The sequence below is a fragment of the Nitrospira sp. NS4 genome (assembly GCF_049546785.1).
Taxonomy (GTDB): domain Bacteria; phylum Nitrospirota; class Nitrospiria; order Nitrospirales; family Nitrospiraceae; genus Nitrospira_D.
Genome location: NZ_JBMWAN010000001.1, coordinates 104519 through 124511, shown reverse-complemented (window position 1 = coordinate 124511; position 19993 = coordinate 104519). Strand labels below are relative to the sequence as shown.

The following is a 19993-nucleotide window of genomic DNA, read 5'->3' as shown; positions in this document are numbered from 1 at the left end:
TTGTGAATTGCGCTAAGATGCGGCTCATTTGCGAGGGGAACGTGGAGCAAGTAGGCGAAAAGAAAACCGGCACTGACGAACTTCTGAGGAAACTTCACGAACGGCCGCAGATTCCACTGACGGAGTGGCTGCGTCTGCCGGCGCATGTTCACTATCAGGCCTTCCGGATGGCCGATCCGCCGACTGATCGGCCGGCAAGTCGTGAAGAGTTTCGTCGCGTCGTCGAGGCCTTTCAGATGGCTCCGAACCATACGGTGCTGCGGGAGACCTTCGGGTACGGGGTCAAGGTCGCGGTGAACGGGGATCGTTTGATCGTCGTCTGGCAGGCGCACACGGAGTACTACAGTTATCAACTGTGGCATCTTCCCGCCGGCGCTGGTGCCAACGTCAGTTTCGGGACGCTGACGTACCCCGACTACCGTTTTCCGGTCACGCCACTTGGAACCGAGGTCTGCCGACTGGATATTGTCCTGGGTCCGGAGGCGATTCCTTTACGGGATGACCTGCACGCGCTCTTGCCAGGTCCGGTGATCTATGGGAGCAGGATTTTTGACGAGGACACGTCGCTGGTTACGAGTTTTACGCCGGACGAGCATCGGCGTGAACGCTACTTGGTGAGCGTGGGATCGGGGCGGACGGAGGCGTCGCATCTCAAGGACATTGTGGATGCGATCGTGCGGATTGAAACGTACTATCACTTGTTGCTGATGCAGAAGCCGTTGTTTTCAGCGGCGATTGACTCGGTCCATAAGTTTGAACAGGTCCATATGCAGCAGCGGGAAATCATCACCGGGCATATCGGTCATGCCGACGCGCTGACCTTGCAGCGGTGGCTGAACAGCCTGACGCAGGATCTGTTGAAGACCAATCGGCTGGCTGGCCGCCTGCAGTTCGAGCTATCGGCGTCATTGCCCTACGACAAAATTGTTCATGCCACGCTCGCGTCGTTGGTCGAGCGCCCGCTCATGTCCTATCGGCCCTTTTCCGACTATGTCCTGAGCGGAGTGACCGGTGTGGCGGAGGGCTATCAGCAGCTCTTGAAACGTATGGAGACGCTGGGGCGCGGGTTCGAAGGGATCATCTCGATCATTCGGGCCCGGGTGGACTTGATGCTGGAAGCGCAAAATCTGGCTCTGCTCACGAGCGTGGATAAGACGACGAAGAGCCAGGTTGTGCTTCAGCATACCGTTGAAGGGCTCTCGGTGATCGTGATCGCGTATTATCTCAGCGGGCTTGCCGGGTATTTCTTCAAGGGGTTTCATGAACTAGGCTGGCTCCACAATCCGAACATGGCGTCCGCTGTGTTTGTCCCTGTCGCCATCGGACTCGCCTTTCTCATCACAACGCTCAGCAGGAGGTTTCTTCACAAGAAGCTCTCCGGCGAGAAACCTCCGGCGTAACCAGCCCGATCAGACTCTTGCCAGGCGGGTCAGAGAGCTTGTTGGGTGCGGCCATTTGGCGATTTGCCTGACCATAAGTCTTTGGGCGTTCGAATTGGGCTCCATTGACAGTGCTACGTCGGCCCTGTAGGGTGGTCCATGACGTATTGAGCCACGCCGACTGTCCCATCTCTCGCGCATCCCTTCCTGCTCGATGCCGGCGCGTCTGATTCCCCGGTCTCCGCCGCTTCTACGCCAGAGTATCCGTCCCCGTTCGCGAGATCCACGGCCGTCCTGGCCCGGGTGTCGTGTCCCAGGGGAGTCGTCCGCCATCTCATAACCAAGGAGTTCGCGATGAATCAGGAACAGTTCGGACAGTTTTGGACACAGCTGAAAGCCCCGCTGAAGGCCAAATGGGAGAAGATTACAGATGAGGATTTGCTCGAGATTCAGGGCGATTTAGCCAAGTTTAGCGGTGTCCTTCAGAAGCGGTATGGGGAGGTTCAGAAGGAGGAGGTGAATACCTGGGCCAACCGTCGTTATTCCCACTGGACCGGGAACTACATCGGCTACAAAGATCCTGCGCCGAAAGCCTAGATGGTATGTGGAATCGGTCGGGCCGATTTATAAGGATGGGCCAAGGTTCATCTGTCGAAAAGAGGAAGAGGGAGGCCGCATCATGAAGAAAATCGTGATCAATAAAAGCTACGAAGAATTTTGCGTCAGTCATAAAGCGTTTCTGCGCCTGCGAGAGTTGGGGCAACAAGAGGCGTTGCAGGAGAAGGATCTTGGTGTGTATTGGCCGCAAGCCGCCGCGCCTCGCGAGCCGAGCTTGAATCAATGCGGTCACCTCATTCCACGGAACGACGCGACACTCGTGCGTGTCGTGGAAGAGATGGGCGCGGATGCCAACGGGCATTGCGCGGAACTCAAAGTCGTGACGATTCCCGACGAGGTGCAGTGGCAGATCAGCAAGACGAATGGGATCGAGCACGTGAGCGAAGTCCATCGGACCTGGGAATAGGACAATTCAGAGGAGGCTGCCTGCGCGCAAGGACATGAAGATGCAAGAGACGTCCAAGAATCCGGGAGATGAGAAGGTCCGTAAGAAAGTCGATCCGGCTGCGCCCGTGCGGGACTCCGAAGATTTGACGTGTAATGAGGGACAAGTCGAAGATCTCCTCTCGCAAGGAGAGTCGGCTGAGGCGGACAGGCCGAAGAAGCCCAAGCGACCGTCCGGTAAGTAAGCGATCATCCCACCTGCAATCTTGATTGCGTCTGAGGCCGAGTTCCGTGCAATGGTCGGCCTCAGCGCGTGATCGGGCTCCTGGGTATCCCGTTCATCGCTCGCTCTCCACGGGCCCTGGCACGGATGGTGAGGAGGTCGCCATGGGGGCCGTGTGCCGTATCTTTGACTGCCACGGGCACAGGCGCAGGATGCGGGGCTATGCGTTGGGTGTCGTGCGAAGCGAGGAGGCCAGCCCGAGTTTCGAAAAGGTAAAGATCAGCCATTTTGACGGATCAAAGTTGTACCAGCGGGGTCCGTTGCGGTAGTCGCTTTGGTGGGTGTGGTGATAGTTGTGGTAGCCCTCGCCGAACGTCACAAGCGAGACCAGCCAGCTGTCGCGGCTGGAGTCGGCCTGGCCATGTGGCTGGCGCCCCCAGAGATGGCAAATCGAGTTGATGCAGAAGGTTGAATTGAGCACGGCAAAGGTTCGTCCCACACCGGCCAGCAGGAAGCACCCCAGACCGCCGATCCACCCGTTGTGGAGAAATCCCACCACAAATGTGAGCGCGAGACCCGAGAGGACTATGGGCAGGTAGTACCGGTGCTGCCAGATCACGACGGGGTCTTGCCGGAGGCGCGAGGCATATTTCTCATTGGCGTTGATATCCTTGAAGAACAGCCACCCGCAGTGGCTATACCAGAATCCCCGCTGGGCGTTATAGGGATCGGTTTCCTGGTCGCAGTTGGCATGGTGGCGGATGTGGTCTGCCGCCCACTTGAGCGCGGAATTTTCGAGCGCCCATCCGCCGGCGATCAGGAAGCCCGCCTTGACCCAATTGGGACAATCGAAGCTGCGGTGCGCCATCAGCCGATGGTAGCCGACCGTAATCCCCAGGCCAGTCATAACATACAGCAGCCCGAACATCGTCCAGTCCAGCCAGGTGTAGCCATAGAAGTAGGCGAAGGCGGGAACTCCAATGACCGCGCCCAGTGTGACGAGACCGAACAGCAGCGCGGTCACATAATTGGGGGCGCCACGTTTGAGCTGCGGGGATGACATGGAGGCTGGGGTCATGAGGTGGTCCTCTCAGGGGGTGGGGGAGGGGCGCCCCTCAGGGAGGCGCCCCCTATCAGTCCGCCTTGTGGCGTTAGAACCGGCTGCGGCTGCCGAAATCGTTCCCGCGTCCGCCGCCTCCGCCACTGAACCGACCGCCGCCTCCGCCGCCGGAACGGGGTTCCTGGGGCTTGGCTTCGTTCACAGTCAGGGATCGGCCGTCCATCTGTGATCCGTTCAAGGCATCAATCGCCGCCTTGGCTTCTTCGGGGCTGGACATTTCGACGAAGCCGAAGCCCCGCGATTGTCCGGTGAACTTGTCCGCAATCACGCGCGCCGACTCAACGGTGCCGTGCGTGGCAAACAAAGTGGTGAGTTGCGATTCGGTCGCCGAGTAGGGCAAGCCGCCGACATAGAGTTTTGAACCCATGGGGGTTCCTCCTTCTGAGAATGACATTGTCTGAGACTCGAGCAGGAGAGGGGAAGGAACGGGCCGAAGACGCAATCACGAAGGCGGCTTAGGTCGGACTTCCGATCAGATTCTCGGTGACAACAACATCGGTGATGGGCCGTTCGATGAGATGTTCCATGCGAGGCCCGCCGCGTTGAAACAGGCACATCCTAGCACGTCTGCTGCGAATAAGCGAATGTATCGGCAAAAACCCCATCATGCCGATCCAACGCGGGTACTATTCATTGTCATCGCGAGGCCGTTGCGGGCCTGGCACCATTCCCTTGAGATCCGGATCGTCTTCACCGGTGGTGTGGGCGAATACAGGCTTGTCCTGTCTCCGTTGTTCACGGCGCACCGCCTTTTCCTGCTGTCTTTCCTGTTGAGTTTGTTGCCGCTGTCGTTTTTTTAGCGAAGTGTGGCCCATGATGACCTCCTGGGATACGGTCGTTCGCATCCGTCATGACTAAGTCGAGCACCCGCTTGGCCGCTTCAAACGCGACGGTCTTCGCGTCCCATTCGGATTTGTAGGTATCCAGGGGCTGGTTGCCGGATTTGCGGGGAGTGGCCTCCCATAGCCCCGGTATCGTAAAGCGAGAGATCCAGACGCCATGTCTATTCTGTTCTGTGTGGATGATGATCTTCCTGCCTCTTGAGTAGCAGATTTCGGCCATGTCTGCCTCGTTGAATAAGAGGGCTATCAGCAGTCGCGATGCCCGGTCCGGGACTAGGTAGACTTCACGAACCGGTCGTCGGCGAATGCGCTACGCAGATGCGCGGTGACAGACCGACGATAGGGCTCTTTCTGCCGTGCCATGATGATCAGGTTGTTCCCATCAAGCAGAATGGACAGATCGTGCTCGGTGACCAGCTGCCTGGTCTGAGAGCCGACGTTCAGCCGGTATTGAGTTTTTCCGTCTGGATTCCGGTCCGGTCCTGAGACGCATTCTGTCAGGCCATCGATGAATCCATCATGCCCCTCCTGACGGTGCCGAACCATCGTGCCATTTGGAATGCGGATCCACGTCTTCTCTGTGCGTGCGGGATGGGTTGGAACAGCGGTCATGCGGGCTCTCCTTTCGGCCTCATCCTGATCGACAGCAGCCTGCCGGCTCCGGGGATGATGCGTGACTGCCGCCTTCGGAATGAAGGACGGGCCACTTCGACAACAACGCACATGTCAATCATGCATGTGCGGCAAGCGGTGACGGAAGAACGGTGCGGACTATCGGAGCAATCGCGTGTCGACGCAGAAGAGACGGACGGAACGATGAGGCAGTAAGAGAATATCAGGAATACAACGAATGAATCACTCTACCACGGCACCGGGCCAAATAGCGAACGATGGCTCGTTTTATGCCCGAGCCGATGGAAAACAATTGAGTGACGATGTCGCTCTTGGCGGTGCGCTGCTGCCTGAAGTTTCGTTCGGAGAGTGTCCATGCTTGGAGGACTCTGTTCGGGATGATACGTCTGCGACGCGTTGACTCTCCTCCGAGCGCCTCCTAGAATGACACTAACGTATGGCGATGCTCCGCGATACGATCTTATCTCTCGCGCATCCTCGATCTTTCGTAGCTCGTCCGGCTTCCCTGTCCCCGCTGCCGCCTGATACTCACGTAGTCGATTTGTCCGTCATGCTCAGTAACGTTCCCGGCTCGTTCCTCCTCTGAGGATTGGGAGCATCACGTATGTGACCGGTACCGCCCACCCGGGAAGTCTGAAGTCTTATGTGCACCGGAGTCAGATCGGTTCCATCTATGCCTGTTCTCTATGGATGAAGAGATTGAGACGGGTGTTCAATCAATAGAACGTTAGGAGAACGTCATGAACTGTCTGCGCTGCCAAGGTCTTATGATCGCTGTCCAACTGAGAGATGTGTCGAGCCAGGACACGGTGGCCGGGTGGCGGTGCTTGCTCTGTGGCGAGACGACCGATCCCGGCATTCAGGCCAATCGAGTGAGCCACCAGCCTCCGCCCCAGAGCCGGGCACGCGTTCCCGGTTCTCCTGTGGCCAATCCCGGCAAAATCAGAGTGAAGAGCGGTGCCAGGGTTCTTGGAAGGGCCACGGGGTGATGGGCGTTGGCGCATGTGAACGGGAGTCGGGAGGATGCTGACCTGGGATTCGATTTGGCCTGCAGGTCTTTTGATGGGCCTCGCGATCCTTGCGATCATCGACGCTGTCACGCGAGCGATGGCATCGAGACGATAATCACTATGGAGGAGCTGATGGGCTGTGGCTGGCTGCGGAGGAATGCAGGCAAGCAGAGGGGGCGACGTTGGGTGGCAGGGGCTCCGGCCCTCTGGCTCTTGGTGATATTGGCCGGGATCCTCTTGCCGGTATCGGAGGCCGTATCCGGAGCGATCGCCATTGCAGGAAATGGTCCCGAACTGCGTGTATTTGAACGGCTGACGCGGGCGTTTGAGAAGAAGCACCTGGGTGTCGTGGCAGAGATCCGCTGGGATTCTTCATTTCATCCGATCGCGATGGTCAAATCGGGCGAAGCAGATTTGGCCGTGGCGGGAGAGCGCGATCCGGATCTCGATGCCGTTCCGATCGCCTGGGACGGAATCGCCGTCGTGGTCGACTTCACCAATCCCGTAAAAGGGCTTACGGCAAAACAGGTCGCGGCAATGTTCTCCGGCAGGGTGACTCGATGGTCGGATCTGGGCGGGACCGACAACCGGATCGAACTCATTGATCGGCCCTCGAATCAGCATATCCGTGGAACCTTCGAAACCGTGCTGGGGATTGTCGGGAAGATTCCGCTTTCTGCGCAGGTGAGGCGTTCCGACCAGCGGGCGATCAGCAGTGTCGCCGGCAACGGAGCGGCGGTGACCTATGCCTCGTTGGGGGTGGTCCTTGATGCGGTCATGTACGGTGTCGGTGTGTCGCCGTTGCTGATCGACGGGGTCGAGCCCGCCAATCAAACCGTCAAGGACGGCCGCTATCGCCTGCGCCGGCCGGTGCTGCTGCTCAGAAAGCCTGGCGCGAATCCTATCGCAGATTCTTTTGCGGAGTTTGCCCTCTCGAAGGAGGGGCAGGACATTATCGAAGACATGTTTGCTCCATACAACGACCCTGGCAGGTAGTTCCACGCGGTGTAGTTTGTTGGGGCAGGAGGAAGAGACCGTGTTTGCCATGGGGAGATAGGCACATCATCGGTCGTCACGCGAGGAGATTGTCATGCATATCCCGCGCGAGATCTGGCCTGAGCCTTCAGTATTGCTGGTGCTGATGGCGATGGTCGCTGCAATAACCCTGACAATGGTTTTCGCTCGCTGAGCAGAAGGGCAGCGGTCGGCTCTGCCAATCTGAACAGACGGATCCCGCGAGTGACTGGTCTGCCCTGGTACCGTCTTGTGTGTGGTTACCGCCCGCGTTTGCCTGGGGACACACGAAAATGCAGCGGGTCCCTGAGGCTCTGAATTTCGCGGTAATAGTACAATGGTGTTGGCCGCTTGTCCTGGAATGTGAGTGAGCGAAGGAACGCGATCTCTTCTTGGGTCGCATCCCCGCTGAGTGACGAATCCTCGAGAAATTCCTTGAGCCCTGCCTCCTCTTCCGAGGGGACCTCCGGTCCTCTTTCGATGAACTCGAAGGTTTTATGATGGCCCGGCGACACCCGGCGGTTGAGAACAATCTCAATGCAAAACGTCGCGAGGTCAATGTCCCAGGATTCGATCAAGAGGTCCAGGAATGCCACGCAGTTTTCATTCGAGAGATCGAAGATCGTCGTGTCGAGAAACTGCAGGACAGTGACCCGCATTTCCGGATAGCTCTTCTTGCTGAGGCGGGCGACACGGCGGAGCCACACAGGGTTGTTGAGTTCCTGCCGGGCGACGTTCTTCACGACCCCGAGCAGTTTCTGCGTGACGAACCGCTCGAGTTCTCCGAACGGTTGCTTTTCAAAGATCGTGCGGATTTGCCGGTGCTTGCCGGGATGGCATTTGCGGAGAATCAACTCCCGCACATTGTGGAGCAGGGCGCCCGGCTGGTCTCCCAACCGCTTCCTGAGATGCTCGTGACGCTGCAGGTCGGCAAGCTTGGCGAGCTGTCCCTCCGGTAATTGCAGGGCGCGGCCGATCTTGTCGTACATGTCGGTCCGGTTCGGCGCCGGAGGAAGCTTTTTCTCCGCCAGCAGTTGCGAGATGTACGACTCGGTGACGTGCGCCGCACGCGCGAGATCCCGCTGCCCCAGACCCAGTTCTTTCAGCCGATTCCTGATGAGAAGCGCAATAGGCACGAGTCATCTCCTTGTGAGGAAGGTTAACGTAACGTGGTTAATCATAAAGGGCCATGAATGGCAATGCAAGAATATGATTGACTAGTATTAGTTAAGTCGTTTATACTAACGACTAGTGGAGGAGGATCATGAACGGGGTCTCCGTAGCGGAGACGATAAGGGGAGGCGGTTTACGGGCCGTTCACACTCCTGACGTTTTAGTTCCGCTCCCTCGTGCGCCTCGTTTCTCTTCTGCGCGATCGATCCCTCTGTTTCCGCTGCTTCAACGCCGGAGTGTCACCGCAGTGCTGTGATTGTTGGTTAAGCCGGCAAGGCCGTCGTGTTGCGACCGACCTGCGGTGGATTTCGCACAGGGACCATTCAAGAGTAGTTCACCGCTCACGGAAGGAGTTCGATATGTTGTACTACGCACTGGTGTTCTTGGTTGTGGGACTGATTGCCGGGGCGTTGAATTTGGCCGGGATATCCGCGGTTGCGACTCAGATTTCCTGGATCCTGTTTTTAGTCGGGATTGTATTGCTGGTGATCCACCTGGTCACGGGGCGTACCCCCCGGGATACCTAACCAATTCAGGTGCTCGATCAAGATTCCCAAGAAGGAGCGGTCTCATGACACCAGAAGAGCAAATCTCGAAAATGAAGAAAGCGATCATTCAGGCCATTAAAGTGATGGGAGACCGGTTCGGATCGACAGAGCAGGATGTCGTAAGGGCCATTGAGGAGCTGAAGGCCTCGATGCAAACGACGTCGCAGCAGGACCCTTCCGCAGAAACCGTGCCACGAGCGGACAACCGGTCGCCACGGAATTTGGAAGTACCTGTTGGGACGTAATCCCGTTTGCAGCGAACAGGAGGACGAGAAATGAGTGCTCAAGTCACAGTTTATAGTCATGTGGACATCACGGACACGCTGGCCAGGTTGTATCTGTTCCTGGCGCAAAGCATGGATCGTTGCATCAGTGAAGACGCACGCATCAGTTACCCGGAGGCCGAGTTACAGGCGCATCTCGAGGCGACCAGAGCCGCGGCGCTGGACATGCTGTCGGGTAATCCGGTGGTGAAAGGGAAGGTCGAGCAGGAGTATCGGCGCGTGCGAGCCCTCGTTCAGGCCTGCCATATCGATGGGCCCGGACGACTGGCGGCATTAAATGAGTTAAAGGCGGAACGGGCTGTTCTGCAACACAAGACCATGGCGTTGAGCGATCTCCTCGCCGTGTTTCGAGCCGCCTAACCAGAATCTGGACGGGCCATGCCGTTGTGCCTATGGATCCATGCAGCCGTTACAACTCAAAGGGGGGACTTATGAAGACCACAAGACGAACCTATGTGCTGACCTTGAATGCGCCGTCCAAGAAGGGACTTCAGCTCTGGATGGGCAAGAGTATCCATGCGTTGCGGCATTGCCCGAATAAGCAAATGGGACAGGCTTTACGGGAACTGCAACAGGATATGGACAGTCTGTGCCCGCCGGTCTCGCCGTCGGGGGGATCCTATTCCCTCAACCGGGGTCGATAATATGATCAATGTGCGCGCAGGGCAGAGACGGCGCGGTGGATGAACAGGCGAGCGCATCCGACCTCCTTAAACAAAAATAAGGAAGAAAAGCCATTGCAATTCCTGCCAAACCCGAACAGGCCTGAGTCTACCAGGCAGGGAGGTCTATGATGGCACGCAAACAAACGACACCGTTTAATCTCGATGCATTCCTCACCAGGGCGGGCAACGGCAACACGAGTTTGACTGTACCCAAGAAACGCACGATCTATTCGCAAGGGGAGGCGGCGGACGCCGTGTTCTATCTTCAGACGGGCAAAGTCAAACTGACGGTAGTCTCACAGCATGGCAAAGAAGCCGTCATCGCGATTTTGGAGCGGGGCGCCTTTTTGGGGGAGCCATGTCTTGTCGGACAGATGGTCCGTGCGGAAACCGCAACCGCCGTGGAAGACGCCGGTCTCGTGCGTATCGACAAAGAGGCCATGATTCGTCTGCTTCGCACCGAGCGCAAATTTACCGAGTTCTTTTTGACCTATCTCCTGACTCACACGATCCGCATCCAAGAGGACTTGGTCGATCAGCTCTTCAATTCCAGCGAGAAGCGGCTCGCGCGGGTGCTCCTCCTCATGGCGCACTTCGGGAAGGAAGGGAAGCCGGAGACGGTGATTGCGAAAATCAGTCAGGAAACCCTGGCCGAGATGATCGGTACCACCCGCTCCCGTGTCAGTTTCTTTATGAATAAGTTCCGGAAGCTGGGATTCATCGAATACAACGGTAAGTTGCGTTCGGACAGTTCGGACAGTTCGGACAGTTCGGACAGTGGGATGCGTATACACAGTTCGCTCCTCAATGTCGTCCTCCACGACTAGCTCCCTTCCGGTTCAGCAGATTTAGTCCCGTGGGGCTGAATCCAGCCGCGGCCAGCTGCGCCACCGCTTCAATTCCGCACCCCTGAGCAATTGTGATCAGACTGCAATGGGTCATCTCGGCATACTGTCTCTGTCACTTGCCGTCTGTTCGGAGCCAGAAGGAGGTGCCATCATGACCTGCCGAGTCGCCCGGTCGTTTCAACGCGAGATCCATACGGAGCCGGTCTGTTGCTGTGAGTGTAGCGCGAGGTATGGGGAAACGTTTGTGCGAGCGAACACCCAGGGCCCGCATCTCTGCCCAAGTTGTGCCCGGTCCATGGCCTGCTGCGGAGGGGTGGACAGGAGAACGTCATCGGGAATGACGGCGCAGCCTGTCGCCTGACCTGAGGGGATCAGGGCAAGCGGGTATAAACGAGGTCTGCGGTCGATGTCGTTTGTCCTGCGGCCAGTAGCGGATGCGATAAAGCGGGAAACGACGACCATGATCGACCATCACTGCGCAGGGGTGGCCTGTGCGCTCGCAAGCCGTCCGGGTGAGGCCTTGATTCAATGCCAAACTGGCACACGGCGAGGTTCTCAGGCCATGGCATCATCATATGCAGGGGCTGGGCGGGGGATTCGACCGTTACAGGAGCCATCGTGGCGGGAGATCCGTCACCCCAGGTTCCGCCTGTGTCACATTGAATGCAGAAGGAGGCTCAATGCTCTGCCAACGCTGTAGGGGACTGCTTGTCCCTGAAACATTTGACGATCTGAGGGAGGAAACGAACCGGATGAGTCCGGTCACGCGATGCGTGAATTGCGGTTGTATCGAGGACGAGGTCGTTCTCGCCAATCGCATGCGCCCTCCGATGCCATACCGGTCGGAGCCGCGCAGAAGAATCAGGAAGGACGGGGTCGTGTTTCTACGGGCCTCTGTTGAACGCTAGGACTTTGTCCAGCGCTTTCCTCGCCAAGCACACTGACTTGAGGGCCTGGCGACAGGTACACACGTCGCTCGCTACGTCCGACCCAGGGAGACAGTTATTTGATACACGACGGATACGGAACACGAGATGGTTCTGAGTCGCAGGGGCGGCATCAACCGGGGTTGTCCCCTCTTACGATGAGTACAAAGGGGGGCGCTACGCGATCGCACTCTGGCCTTGTGATCTTTTCGCAGCGCCAACAAGTGCTGCATATGAATCGACGGGCCTTGGAACTGACCGGCCAGCCTGATCTGCGGGACACGGGGTCTGCCAGCGAGAGTGTTCCGGCGCATACCCTTAGGATGATGATCCAGGAGATGCTGGGCCATCCCACAGGGGGGGGCATGTCTGAACTCTTCGAATTGAAGCGTGTCATCTGTGACGCGGGGCGAAAGATCTTCTTTCGCGGGTTCAGGTTAACGGACCGACAGGCTGATGAGGGCGCACGCATCGTAATCATTCTCGAAGAAGTCGGCCTTCCACAGCCCTGAGACTCGAAGCCGGAGCGGGCGCGTGTGGTGGCCTGGAGTCGGTTCAGCGAAGATCCAGCCGCCGGGTATTCATGGTGTGCCAGGGGGAACCCTCCGAGCCGTCATCGCTGTTGGATTGGAGCGGAATGGTGAGGACACTCCGGGAGGTCTTGCAATGAGGAATCTTCGTGTGTTGGAGGTTGATGACGCCCCCGCGTTGCGAGGCCTGCCGGTGATGCGGTTGGAGCATGTCGGGTCCACGGTGGAGACGGCCGAAGCCGGTTGGGACGGTCTCAGTAAACTCGCGTCTGCCGGGCACGTGGTGGTGTTACTCGACTACATGATGCCGGGGATCACAGGGTTGAAGGTATTGCAGCATATGCAGGTGTGGTATCCGTCAGTCCCCGTGGTGATGACGACGGCCAGATAGGTGGCGAGATTGAGACCCAGGCCCTTGCGGCCGGGGCATGCGGTTGTCTTGAGCAAGCCCTTTGAGTGCAAGGAATTGGAGCGGACCCTGCGCGGCTGCATCGATCGAGCTCACTTTGAGCCTGTGAACCGAGCCGCGCGAAACTGAACGTGTTCCAGGCAGACCCCCCCTCGGCCTTCGGGTTGCCAATCGTGAGGAGTACGATGACCGATTGGGAGGATGAGGAGAGCCCCATGATAACCCCAAAGAGACAGGCGGTTGCTGCACAGGGTATGAAGGCGGTCAATCCGGCTCAGATTAGCGATAACCCTCTTGTCTCTCATCGGGACCTACCCAGGCTCACGATCACGGTCGAGAAAATCGATCGTGTGTTAGCGGAGATTCAGGCAGAGATCGAGTGCCTTCGTCGGGAGAGAACGAATCTGCGATCGGTCAGGGGGAATTGGCCCGTATGGAAACACCGCGGAGTGGCGGCTGAACGCCGCAGTCGTGTCTTTATCCTGGCCGTGGCATGCTGCCTGCTTTGCGATGAACCGGGAACATGGGGGGCATGGAGGAGTTCGGATCACGTTTGCGAGAATGCGTCGTCGGACTCACGTGTGGAACTCTGGAAATGTGCAGAGCCGGAGCAGGAACTCGCCGGACCCTTCGGCCGAAAGTGACATGGCCATGAGGGGCATGTACGTCAGCGCCGGTCGCTCTCCTCACCCCTGATTCCCTCCGGATTATTGAAGCCAGGTCGCTATCGCATGCTGCACCCGGATCGAGTGTCCTTGATGACCAGAGCAATTCTCGACGCCTGTGCAATGGAGGCGCTTCACGAGAGATGTCTGACGACACGGTGCGCACGTCGGTGTGGTCTCCGGCTGCGCGATTCGTTTCTACGGTGAAGTTCTTGAAGACCGATGTGTCGGAGCAAGATGAACGAAACGGTCTAAGCCGTTCAGAAAGGCGCGATCATGTCTCTAAAAACACTCTTTGTCTCGTCCGTACGGCGCCCCGGTGTCTCTGCGCTTAGCCTGGCCCTTGTGCTGGCAGGTTGTCTGATGGTGACCTCCCAGGCGCCGTCCGGGGCGCAGGCGCCGACTGGCAGCCAGCAGTCGGCGCCCGAGGGACGGCACTTGGATCCCCAGCAAGCCGAGCGGCTGAAGGTGGTCATGACCCCTTTACTCCAGAAGATGGACCACCCGATTGCGCTGGATCAGGTTCGCATCGCGTTGATGGATGACTCGCATATTAATGCGGCCAATGCCGGTGGCGGCGAATTCTATGTCACGACCGGACTGCTTGCGAAGGCGAATGATGAGCAGCTCGCGGGCGTCCTCGCGCATGAGGTCGCGCATGCGGATCTCGGGCACGTGACCACGCTCCAGACCATTGGGACCGGGACGAGTATCGCCGCCATCGTGCTCAATGCGCTGGGTGTGCCGGGCGCAGGGTTGGTGCCGATAGCCGGGGACCTGCTGATCGCACGACCTTATGGGCGAGACGCGGAATACGCGGCTGATCGCCATGGAGCCGAACTCCTCCAACTGACCGGCCGCGACGGCAAACACATCATGGCAGCCACGTTGACGTGGCTGATGCGAGTGGAGGGTGCAGGGGACGGAGGATTCTTCGCGACGCACCCTGCGACCGACGATCGCATCCAACGAGTGCGGGCATAGCCGACGGGCACAACATGGAGGTCGACATCATGCTGAAGATCCCCGAAGTGAATACACCCCGCGAGTTCAATTTGCATGGGCTGAGAGGAATCTCCGATCAGACCATGGCGATGCATCTGACGCTTTATCAGGGATATGTCACCGCCACCAACGAGTTGATCGAACATCTGTGGGCCTTCTTGAAGGACGGGACGGTGGACCACGAGGGAATGCCGGCCTATTCAGAGCTGACCAGACGGCTGGGATTCGAACGCAACGGAATGGTGCTCCACGAGCAATACTTCGGTAATCTGATGCAAGGCGGTTCGGATCGTCCGGGCCGGCATTCTCTGTTTGCCAAAGCGGCCGAGAACAGTTATGGAAGCGTGGACCTCTGGAAAACTGATTTCTGCAGGGTGGGCATGCTACGCGGGGTCGGCTGGGCAGTGTGCTCCCTGAACCCGGCAACCCGTCGCTTGTCCAACCACTGGATCAGTCTTCATGAGCACGGGCACGTGGCCGGCTTCATTCCGATCCTTGTGATGGATGTGTGGGAACATGCGTATCTGCTGGATTACAAGCCATCGGAGCGGGGAGTCTACATTGAGTCGTTTTTTTCAAATATCCATTGGAAGACGGTTGACGAGCGCCTCGATACTGCTGTCCCGGCTTATGCAGGGAGCGTCCCGCGGTAATACGTGGTGAGCGTTTCCACACCGAACGGAAAGGGTGTCTCCATTTCGAGCAGCGACTTCTGTGGTGATCAGCGCGCCGTCATCCATTTCTGCTTCGCCGTTGGCGCACTGTTCCAAACCAGCGGCAACGAAGCAGGTCCACAGACGTTGCCTGGCTCTGTCTGGGGTATCGACGTAATTCCGGCGCCTCTTCGCATCCGTGCCTCTCTGCGCTATGCCGAAGCCGTCGAGGCCTTGCCATGACGCCGCGTAAGTGTTGGAGGGGGCTACGAAAAGCAATGTGCCTCTGGATACTGCAAGTTGAGCAATTGTGAACAGACTGTTGGCTGGCTTCTTGGCATATTAATCGCCAGGGAGGGAAGGCAGGTAAAGTGCCCAAGTGAAGGAAATGACAAGAATTGGGTGCTTAACATTCAGGATAGGTGTCGCGACAAGAAGGATGAGGTCATGAATCGGGCGGGCCCACTGGCGGCGGCAGTCGACACCGGAAGTTTTGGGGGCCATCCCAGCGAATGGATGCGCTTCAGGAGAGACGTTTGAAACCACATTGTCACCGTGCACGTAAGGAGAAGATCATGAAAACAAGCGTTGTGCTGATGCTCTGCGCCGCTCTGGTTGTTGCTGAGGCATTGATCACTGAACCGGCGAACGCGAAGAGTGATGCCAGGGAGAATATCCCGAATGTGGGGAGCAGTCTCGAGACAGTGCGATTGAATCCGGCGCCCACCTTTTCCGATCGATATCTCGATCCGCAAAGTTTTCATGCGGATGGAGGAAAGAGCGGGTTCGCGTCCGGAATGGCTCAGCAGGGGCAGTTATCGTCGAGCGAGCACAGAGGTTCTTCGAGTGTTCCAGAGCCGTCCACGTTGATTCTGTTAGGTGTTGGCTTTGCGGGTGTTGCCGTGTGGCGTTTTCGGCAGCCAAAGGCTTCTGCGGCATAAACGTTTCGGCTACCGCTGATTCTATGAGCGTGCCGCTTGGGTGCTTAAGCGGGTGAAGCTGTTTTTTGGTGTCAGATAAAGGGTTTCGGGGATTCATATACTGAGCTTGTAGGGCATAGCTTGGTGATGTCGGAGAGGGTGTGGTTTCACCGGTGCCCTTGGAGTTGACGCGGGAGTACCCTGCCTCGAGTCATTGCGATGCTTGGTCGCGGCGGTCTTGGTCGTTCTCGTGTTGACTGGTCGGCTTTAGGGGCCCCTGCGCCATCGTTTCTAGCAGCCTGACGGGAGCTTGCGTGACCAGAGGGAGAACTCGTATGGCTCGGACGCTACACATTCTGATGGCTGGGGCTGTTTCCATATTGCTCGCCACCGGGTGCAAATCGAATTCCCAGACCACGGGGCACTACATCGACGACACGGCCATCACGACAGCAGTCAAGACGCATCTTGCAACAGATGGTCCGCTCAAGACGATGACGCAAATCAGTGTCAAGACCGTCGAGAACACCGTCTATCTGAGCGGCGTGGCAGCGACTCTGCAAGACAAGCAGCGGGCGGAGGAGATTGCGCGTCAGGTGGAAGGGGTTCAAGCAGTCGTGAATAACATCACTATTCAGCCATAGCCAGTTCCAGTATATAAAATTCGCGTGCGATGAAATCCAGAGATTCCCCACCAGTGGAGAAATAAGCACAACGGGACTCAAGTCGTCCCTCTGCCGCATACACCGCAAGTCGGGCCTTTCCCACAAGAGCCGGGACTCCTTATTCAAGCTTGAGCGGGGTTGTTCCGGACATGAGGGAGGAGCGGGCTCAGTCAGTTCGGCACATGATCAATGCAGTCCGCTCATCCACCGCTCGTCCCTGACTAGGAACGGGCCATTCGCACCGAGGTCTTCGGCATCGGACACCTCGATCAGCAGGGTGAGCGTCTTGTGGCAGCACAGGGCATGTTTCCCAGGCGAGACGAATTCCCGTTCGTGCTTCGCATGTTCTGGAGACCGGCCGCTTGCTGCCGGGGTCCTACTGAATCATTGCACGGGCGGTTCAGCAGGAGCCTGCAACTTGTTGCCGGCTCACTTCGCGAAAGAAGATGAGCCCGACACAATCATTCCGAAGGTCAGTCACAACGCGCTGGCCGAAATAGTCGGCGCCACGCGTTCCCGCATCAAGTTCCTCTTGAATAATCTCCGGAAGCAGGGGGCATAGATTACAACGGCTGGTTGCACGTGCGCTCATTCCTCCTCGTTCGGATCCTGCACGATTAAACCGTCTTATTCCTGGTGATCTTTCCGCGGAGGCACTGCCAAGCCGCTACCGGATGAATTCGTCACAGCTGAGCAATTTTGACCAGCATGGAATGGAGTTGCCTGGTATGTGATACCGGTCATGGGAGGTTAGGCGGCGAATGGCGCTCCACACATGATGCCCGTTCGTCCCTCCTGGAAGGAGAATCATCCCATCACAGCTGTCCGTGAACTCTGCGCTCAACATCGAACAGGGCGATGATGAGGGGTATGAATCAAAAAGGTCTGTCCCCACAGATATGGCCATTTCTGTTTATCGTGATTGCCTTCATTGGTTGGCTTGCCACGGCCTTTATCTCACGATCTGAAGCAAACGGCTCGATGAGCGATACGGGGGCGACCATTGTTGTAGTCGGGGCCTCATATGTCGAAAGCTGGGATCTAAACAGGCCGATTGCCGGTTATCGGATGATCAACAAGGGCGTGCATGGGCAACAATCCTTTGAGATGTTAGATCGATTCCAACACGACGTCATCGCCTTGAAGCCGGAGGCGGTGATCATATGGGGCTTCAATAATGACGTGCATCGGTCTGATCCAGCTCTGATCGACAGAACGTTGAGGCGAACGAGGGAAAGTCTTTTGGCCATGGTTCAGTTGGCGAAACAGGCGGGGATTATCCCTATTCTTGCCACAGAAATACTCGTCCGGGGCCGGGATGATTGGTCGGAATTTTTCAAAGCATTGATTGGAACCATTCGCGCAAAGGAGAGTTATCAGGATTACATTAACCGGCACGTGGCCGAGGTAAATTGTTGGATCAGAGACACGGCGACTCGTGAAGGGATCATGCTCCTGGATCTGGAAGCGGTATTGACGGATCAACAGGGCCAACGGCGAAAAGAATCTGCTAAGCCGGATGGGCGTCATATTTCCCATGAAGGGTATGAGGCTGTGACACATTACCTCGTAAATCGGCTCAGTATCTCGTTCGCCGCCAGATAGTTCTCCACCGCGCGCTCAAGTACATGGGGAAATGGGTAAGCATCGGTTGCTCCATGGTGGGCCAGCACGGCTCGATAGGTCAGGGTGAAGCAAGCGGGAGAGGTGGAGCGCAGCTACTCCTCACTGTCTCAAGCGGAGGAGGAGAACGGCCAGAGCCGCATCTATCTCGGCATCCACTGGTCTTCGACAAGACCGAGGGCATCGCGCAGGGCCGCCACGTGGGCGACTACGTGTTTACGCATGCGAGGCAGCCGCGACCTCAATGAGGTGGCGACGGTGAGATGAGTCGGCGAGAAGTTTGTCTTCTGGATTCTTCAAATGTGAGCAATAGTGAACAGATTGCCTTCTCTGGAGTTCGATAAAATAGCCGGAAATACACACACGAATGGGCGTGTGTCGACTGGAGGACATTATGAACTATTCCGCAATGGCGATGTTGTTGTGTGTGTTGGGAGTGTCCGCAGGTTGCTCAATAACTGATACTGCGTCTGATTTGCGCGGCATCAAAGGGATGGATGGCGACAAGCTGACGCACATCAACACGAGGAACTACGCGATTAATTTCCTCATGGAGAGGCCGATGATTGGAGACGCCACACTCAACGCGACAGTCCAGAGCTTCGCCGATGAGGCCAAGAAACACGGTGCCACGAAGGTGCGGATTGTCCAATCGGACACGACGGTTATGTGGTATCTCATTCCTGTCTTGGGGTTCATTTTCACCCCGGTGTACACGAACGTTGCGGGAGATGCGCTGCTTCCCTAGGCTCACGCGATACGGAGGCCAATCCGGGGCACGAGCAGCCCATTGACGGGAGCCCTATGGTGCTGCTATTTCGTCTGCGTCTCCTATACGCTCTGGGACTTCAGAATGAGCCGGCTATTTTCACGAGCGCGACACTTCAGTCGAAATGGGATTGCAGGGACCCCGTCCCAGGCCGTAGCTGTGGCCTTGCCAGAGGTCTCGGCGAGGAATGCCGCCCGTTCGTCTAGCGCCGCCATCAACCAAGACTTTTACGACACGCTCTGGTCGACGAGCAGTGTGACGTCCCCGGAGCGTTTCAACACCTGGCCCCTCCTCTCGCAGCTCGCAGCCTCGGCGCCGGCACGGCTGGAGATCGGCGCAGGCTTGCGCCCGAGGCTTCCCATCGCAGGAACGTCCTTCGTTGATATCAGCCGACCGGCAGTTTCCTGCCTGAAGGCTCGCGGCGGTCTTGCGATGCTTGGTGAAATAACGGCACTGCCATTTCCCGACTCCAGCTTTGATCTGGTGTGCGCCTTCGACATCGTCGAGCACGTTGAGGATGATCGACGTGCTTTCCACGAACTCACGCGGGTCGCGAAGGATCATGGGACGGTGATTGTGTCGGTGCCCCTGCATGCCGGCCGCTGGAGTGCCTTCGACGACCTCGTCGGTCATGTGCGACGCTATGAGCCTGACGAACTCCTGGCTATCCTCGGAGAGCATTCTCTCGTGCTTGAACAGAGCGCGATGTTCGGCATGCAGCCGCGGAACGGCTGGTTGCTTGACCTCGCCGTGTGGAGTATGACGCACAAGCGTGCGCAGGCGATGCGCTGGTACAACGGGCTGTTTCTCCCCCTCGGGCTGCTTCTGCAACGACCGCTTGCCTGGGGCCCGGGCCTGATTGACGTGACGAACGTGGATGAGGTCCTGCTTGTCTGCCGGCGGGATGGTCGGCGTGCACGCACCGTGCCTGCCGAGGGCCTCAGGTCCGGGTCCATGGAGGCTCTCGACTTGGGCAGGGGAAATCGCGCTTAGAGGAAAAGGGCCTTCTCCAACGTCCTGTGGGCCGGGCATGATAAAAAGAGGTCACAGGGGACCCAGGGGCAGCGAAAAGGAGCACCGCGTCGGA

The 19993-nt window shown here is 57.8% G+C and carries 25 protein-coding genes; 20 read left to right on the top strand and 5 right to left on the bottom strand.

Annotated features, from left to right (window positions below; genetic code table 11):
* Positions 1-41 precede the first annotated feature (41 nt).
* The 4 genes from ACO9S2_RS00605 to ACO9S2_RS00590 all read left to right on the top strand — a co-directional run bounded on the left by ACO9S2_RS00605 (position 42) and on the right by ACO9S2_RS00590 (position 2626).
* Positions 42-1400, top strand: coding sequence for a DUF3422 family protein (locus ACO9S2_RS00605; protein WP_423719819.1), 1359 nt, complete (start codon positions 42-44; stop codon positions 1398-1400).
* Positions 1401-1733: 333 nt separating this feature from the next.
* Positions 1734-1976, top strand: coding sequence for a CsbD family protein (locus ACO9S2_RS00600; RefSeq protein ID WP_423719818.1), 243 nt, complete (start codon positions 1734-1736; stop codon positions 1974-1976).
* A gap of 82 nt (positions 1977-2058) precedes the next feature.
* Positions 2059-2403 (top strand): hypothetical protein, encoded by a 345-nt coding sequence (locus ACO9S2_RS00595; RefSeq protein ID WP_423719817.1) that lies wholly within the window; start codon positions 2059-2061, stop codon positions 2401-2403.
* A gap of 40 nt (positions 2404-2443) precedes the next feature.
* On the top strand, positions 2444-2626 hold the full coding sequence (locus tag ACO9S2_RS00590; protein WP_423719816.1) for a hypothetical protein: 183 nt from the start codon (positions 2444-2446) through the stop codon (positions 2624-2626).
* A 198-nt stretch (positions 2627-2824) separates the two neighbouring features.
* On the opposite strand, the gene ACO9S2_RS00585 is transcribed toward ACO9S2_RS00590, so the two are convergent.
* From ACO9S2_RS00585 to ACO9S2_RS00570, 4 genes are all read right to left on the bottom strand, one after another.
* Positions 2825-3682 (bottom strand): acyl-CoA desaturase, encoded by an 858-nt coding sequence (locus ACO9S2_RS00585; protein ID WP_423719815.1) that lies wholly within the window; start codon positions 3680-3682, stop codon positions 2825-2827.
* A gap of 73 nt (positions 3683-3755) precedes the next feature.
* Complete coding sequence (locus ACO9S2_RS00580; RefSeq protein ID WP_423719814.1) at positions 3756-4091, bottom strand: RNA recognition motif domain-containing protein; 336 nt, start codon at positions 4089-4091, stop codon at positions 3756-3758.
* Between the two features lie 368 nt (positions 4092-4459).
* Positions 4460-4786: a hypothetical protein gene (locus ACO9S2_RS00575; RefSeq protein ID WP_423719813.1), complete on the bottom strand. Its 327-nt coding sequence runs from the start codon at positions 4784-4786 to the stop codon at positions 4460-4462.
* Positions 4787-4839: 53 nt separating this feature from the next.
* The gene (locus ACO9S2_RS00570; RefSeq protein ID WP_423719812.1) at positions 4840-5178 is read right to left on the bottom strand and encodes a hypothetical protein; all 339 of its coding nucleotides are present in this window, start codon (positions 5176-5178) and stop codon (positions 4840-4842) included.
* Positions 5179-6329: 1151 nt separating this feature from the next.
* On the opposite strand from ACO9S2_RS00570, the gene ACO9S2_RS00565 reads away from it, so the two are divergent.
* Positions 6330-7205, top strand: coding sequence for a substrate-binding domain-containing protein (locus ACO9S2_RS00565; RefSeq protein ID WP_423719811.1), 876 nt, complete (start codon positions 6330-6332; stop codon positions 7203-7205).
* A gap of 278 nt (positions 7206-7483) precedes the next feature.
* Here the strand turns inward: ACO9S2_RS00565 and ACO9S2_RS00560 are convergent, their stop codons facing one another.
* Complete coding sequence (locus ACO9S2_RS00560) at positions 7484-8359, bottom strand: helix-turn-helix domain-containing protein (protein WP_423719810.1); 876 nt, start codon at positions 8357-8359, stop codon at positions 7484-7486.
* A 396-nt stretch (positions 8360-8755) separates the two neighbouring features.
* On the opposite strand from ACO9S2_RS00560, the gene ACO9S2_RS00555 reads away from it, so the two are divergent.
* The 15 genes from ACO9S2_RS00555 to ACO9S2_RS00485 all read left to right on the top strand — a co-directional run bounded on the left by ACO9S2_RS00555 (position 8756) and on the right by ACO9S2_RS00485 (position 19899).
* Entirely contained in the window at positions 8756-8923 is a 168-nt protein-coding gene (locus ACO9S2_RS00555) for a DUF1328 domain-containing protein (RefSeq protein ID WP_423719809.1), read from the top strand.
* 44 nt (positions 8924-8967) lie between these two features.
* On the top strand, positions 8968-9189 hold the full coding sequence (locus ACO9S2_RS00550) for a hypothetical protein (RefSeq protein WP_423719808.1): 222 nt from the start codon (positions 8968-8970) through the stop codon (positions 9187-9189).
* A 30-nt stretch (positions 9190-9219) separates the two neighbouring features.
* Positions 9220-9588 carry a hypothetical protein gene (locus tag ACO9S2_RS00545; protein ID WP_423719807.1) on the top strand — a complete coding sequence of 123 codons (369 nt, stop codon included), beginning with the start codon at positions 9220-9222 and terminating at the stop codon, positions 9586-9588.
* A gap of 71 nt (positions 9589-9659) precedes the next feature.
* Positions 9660-9872, top strand: coding sequence for a hypothetical protein (locus ACO9S2_RS00540; protein WP_423719806.1), 213 nt, complete (start codon positions 9660-9662; stop codon positions 9870-9872).
* Between the two features lie 149 nt (positions 9873-10021).
* Positions 10022-10720, top strand: a complete 699-nt coding sequence (locus ACO9S2_RS00535) for a Crp/Fnr family transcriptional regulator (RefSeq protein ID WP_423719805.1) — start codon at positions 10022-10024, stop codon at positions 10718-10720.
* A 1180-nt stretch (positions 10721-11900) separates the two neighbouring features.
* Complete coding sequence (locus ACO9S2_RS00530) at positions 11901-12179, top strand: hypothetical protein (protein WP_423719804.1); 279 nt, start codon at positions 11901-11903, stop codon at positions 12177-12179.
* 154 nt (positions 12180-12333) lie between these two features.
* Entirely contained in the window at positions 12334-12588 is a 255-nt protein-coding gene (locus ACO9S2_RS00525) for a response regulator (protein WP_423719803.1), read from the top strand.
* A gap of 959 nt (positions 12589-13547) precedes the next feature.
* A complete protein-coding gene (locus ACO9S2_RS00520; RefSeq protein WP_423719802.1) occupies positions 13548-14255 on the top strand; it encodes a M48 family metallopeptidase in 708 nt (235 codons plus the stop codon).
* A 29-nt stretch (positions 14256-14284) separates the two neighbouring features.
* On the top strand, positions 14285-14929 hold the full coding sequence (locus ACO9S2_RS00515) for a superoxide dismutase (protein WP_423719801.1): 645 nt from the start codon (positions 14285-14287) through the stop codon (positions 14927-14929).
* 575 nt (positions 14930-15504) lie between these two features.
* Positions 15505-15870: a PEP-CTERM sorting domain-containing protein gene (locus ACO9S2_RS00510; protein ID WP_423719800.1), complete on the top strand. Its 366-nt coding sequence runs from the start codon at positions 15505-15507 to the stop codon at positions 15868-15870.
* 314 nt (positions 15871-16184) lie between these two features.
* Positions 16185-16493, top strand: coding sequence for a BON domain-containing protein (locus tag ACO9S2_RS00505; protein ID WP_423719799.1), 309 nt, complete (start codon positions 16185-16187; stop codon positions 16491-16493).
* A 439-nt stretch (positions 16494-16932) separates the two neighbouring features.
* Positions 16933-17076, top strand: a complete 144-nt coding sequence (locus tag ACO9S2_RS00500; RefSeq protein WP_423719798.1) for a hypothetical protein — start codon at positions 16933-16935, stop codon at positions 17074-17076.
* Between the two features lie 308 nt (positions 17077-17384).
* A complete protein-coding gene (locus ACO9S2_RS00495; RefSeq protein ID WP_423719797.1) occupies positions 17385-18119 on the top strand; it encodes a GDSL-type esterase/lipase family protein in 735 nt (244 codons plus the stop codon).
* 412 nt (positions 18120-18531) lie between these two features.
* Entirely contained in the window at positions 18532-18885 is a 354-nt protein-coding gene (locus ACO9S2_RS00490) for a hypothetical protein (RefSeq protein ID WP_423719796.1), read from the top strand.
* Between the two features lie 186 nt (positions 18886-19071).
* Complete coding sequence (locus ACO9S2_RS00485; RefSeq protein WP_423720686.1) at positions 19072-19899, top strand: class I SAM-dependent methyltransferase; 828 nt, start codon at positions 19072-19074, stop codon at positions 19897-19899.
* Positions 19900-19993 lie beyond the last annotated feature (94 nt).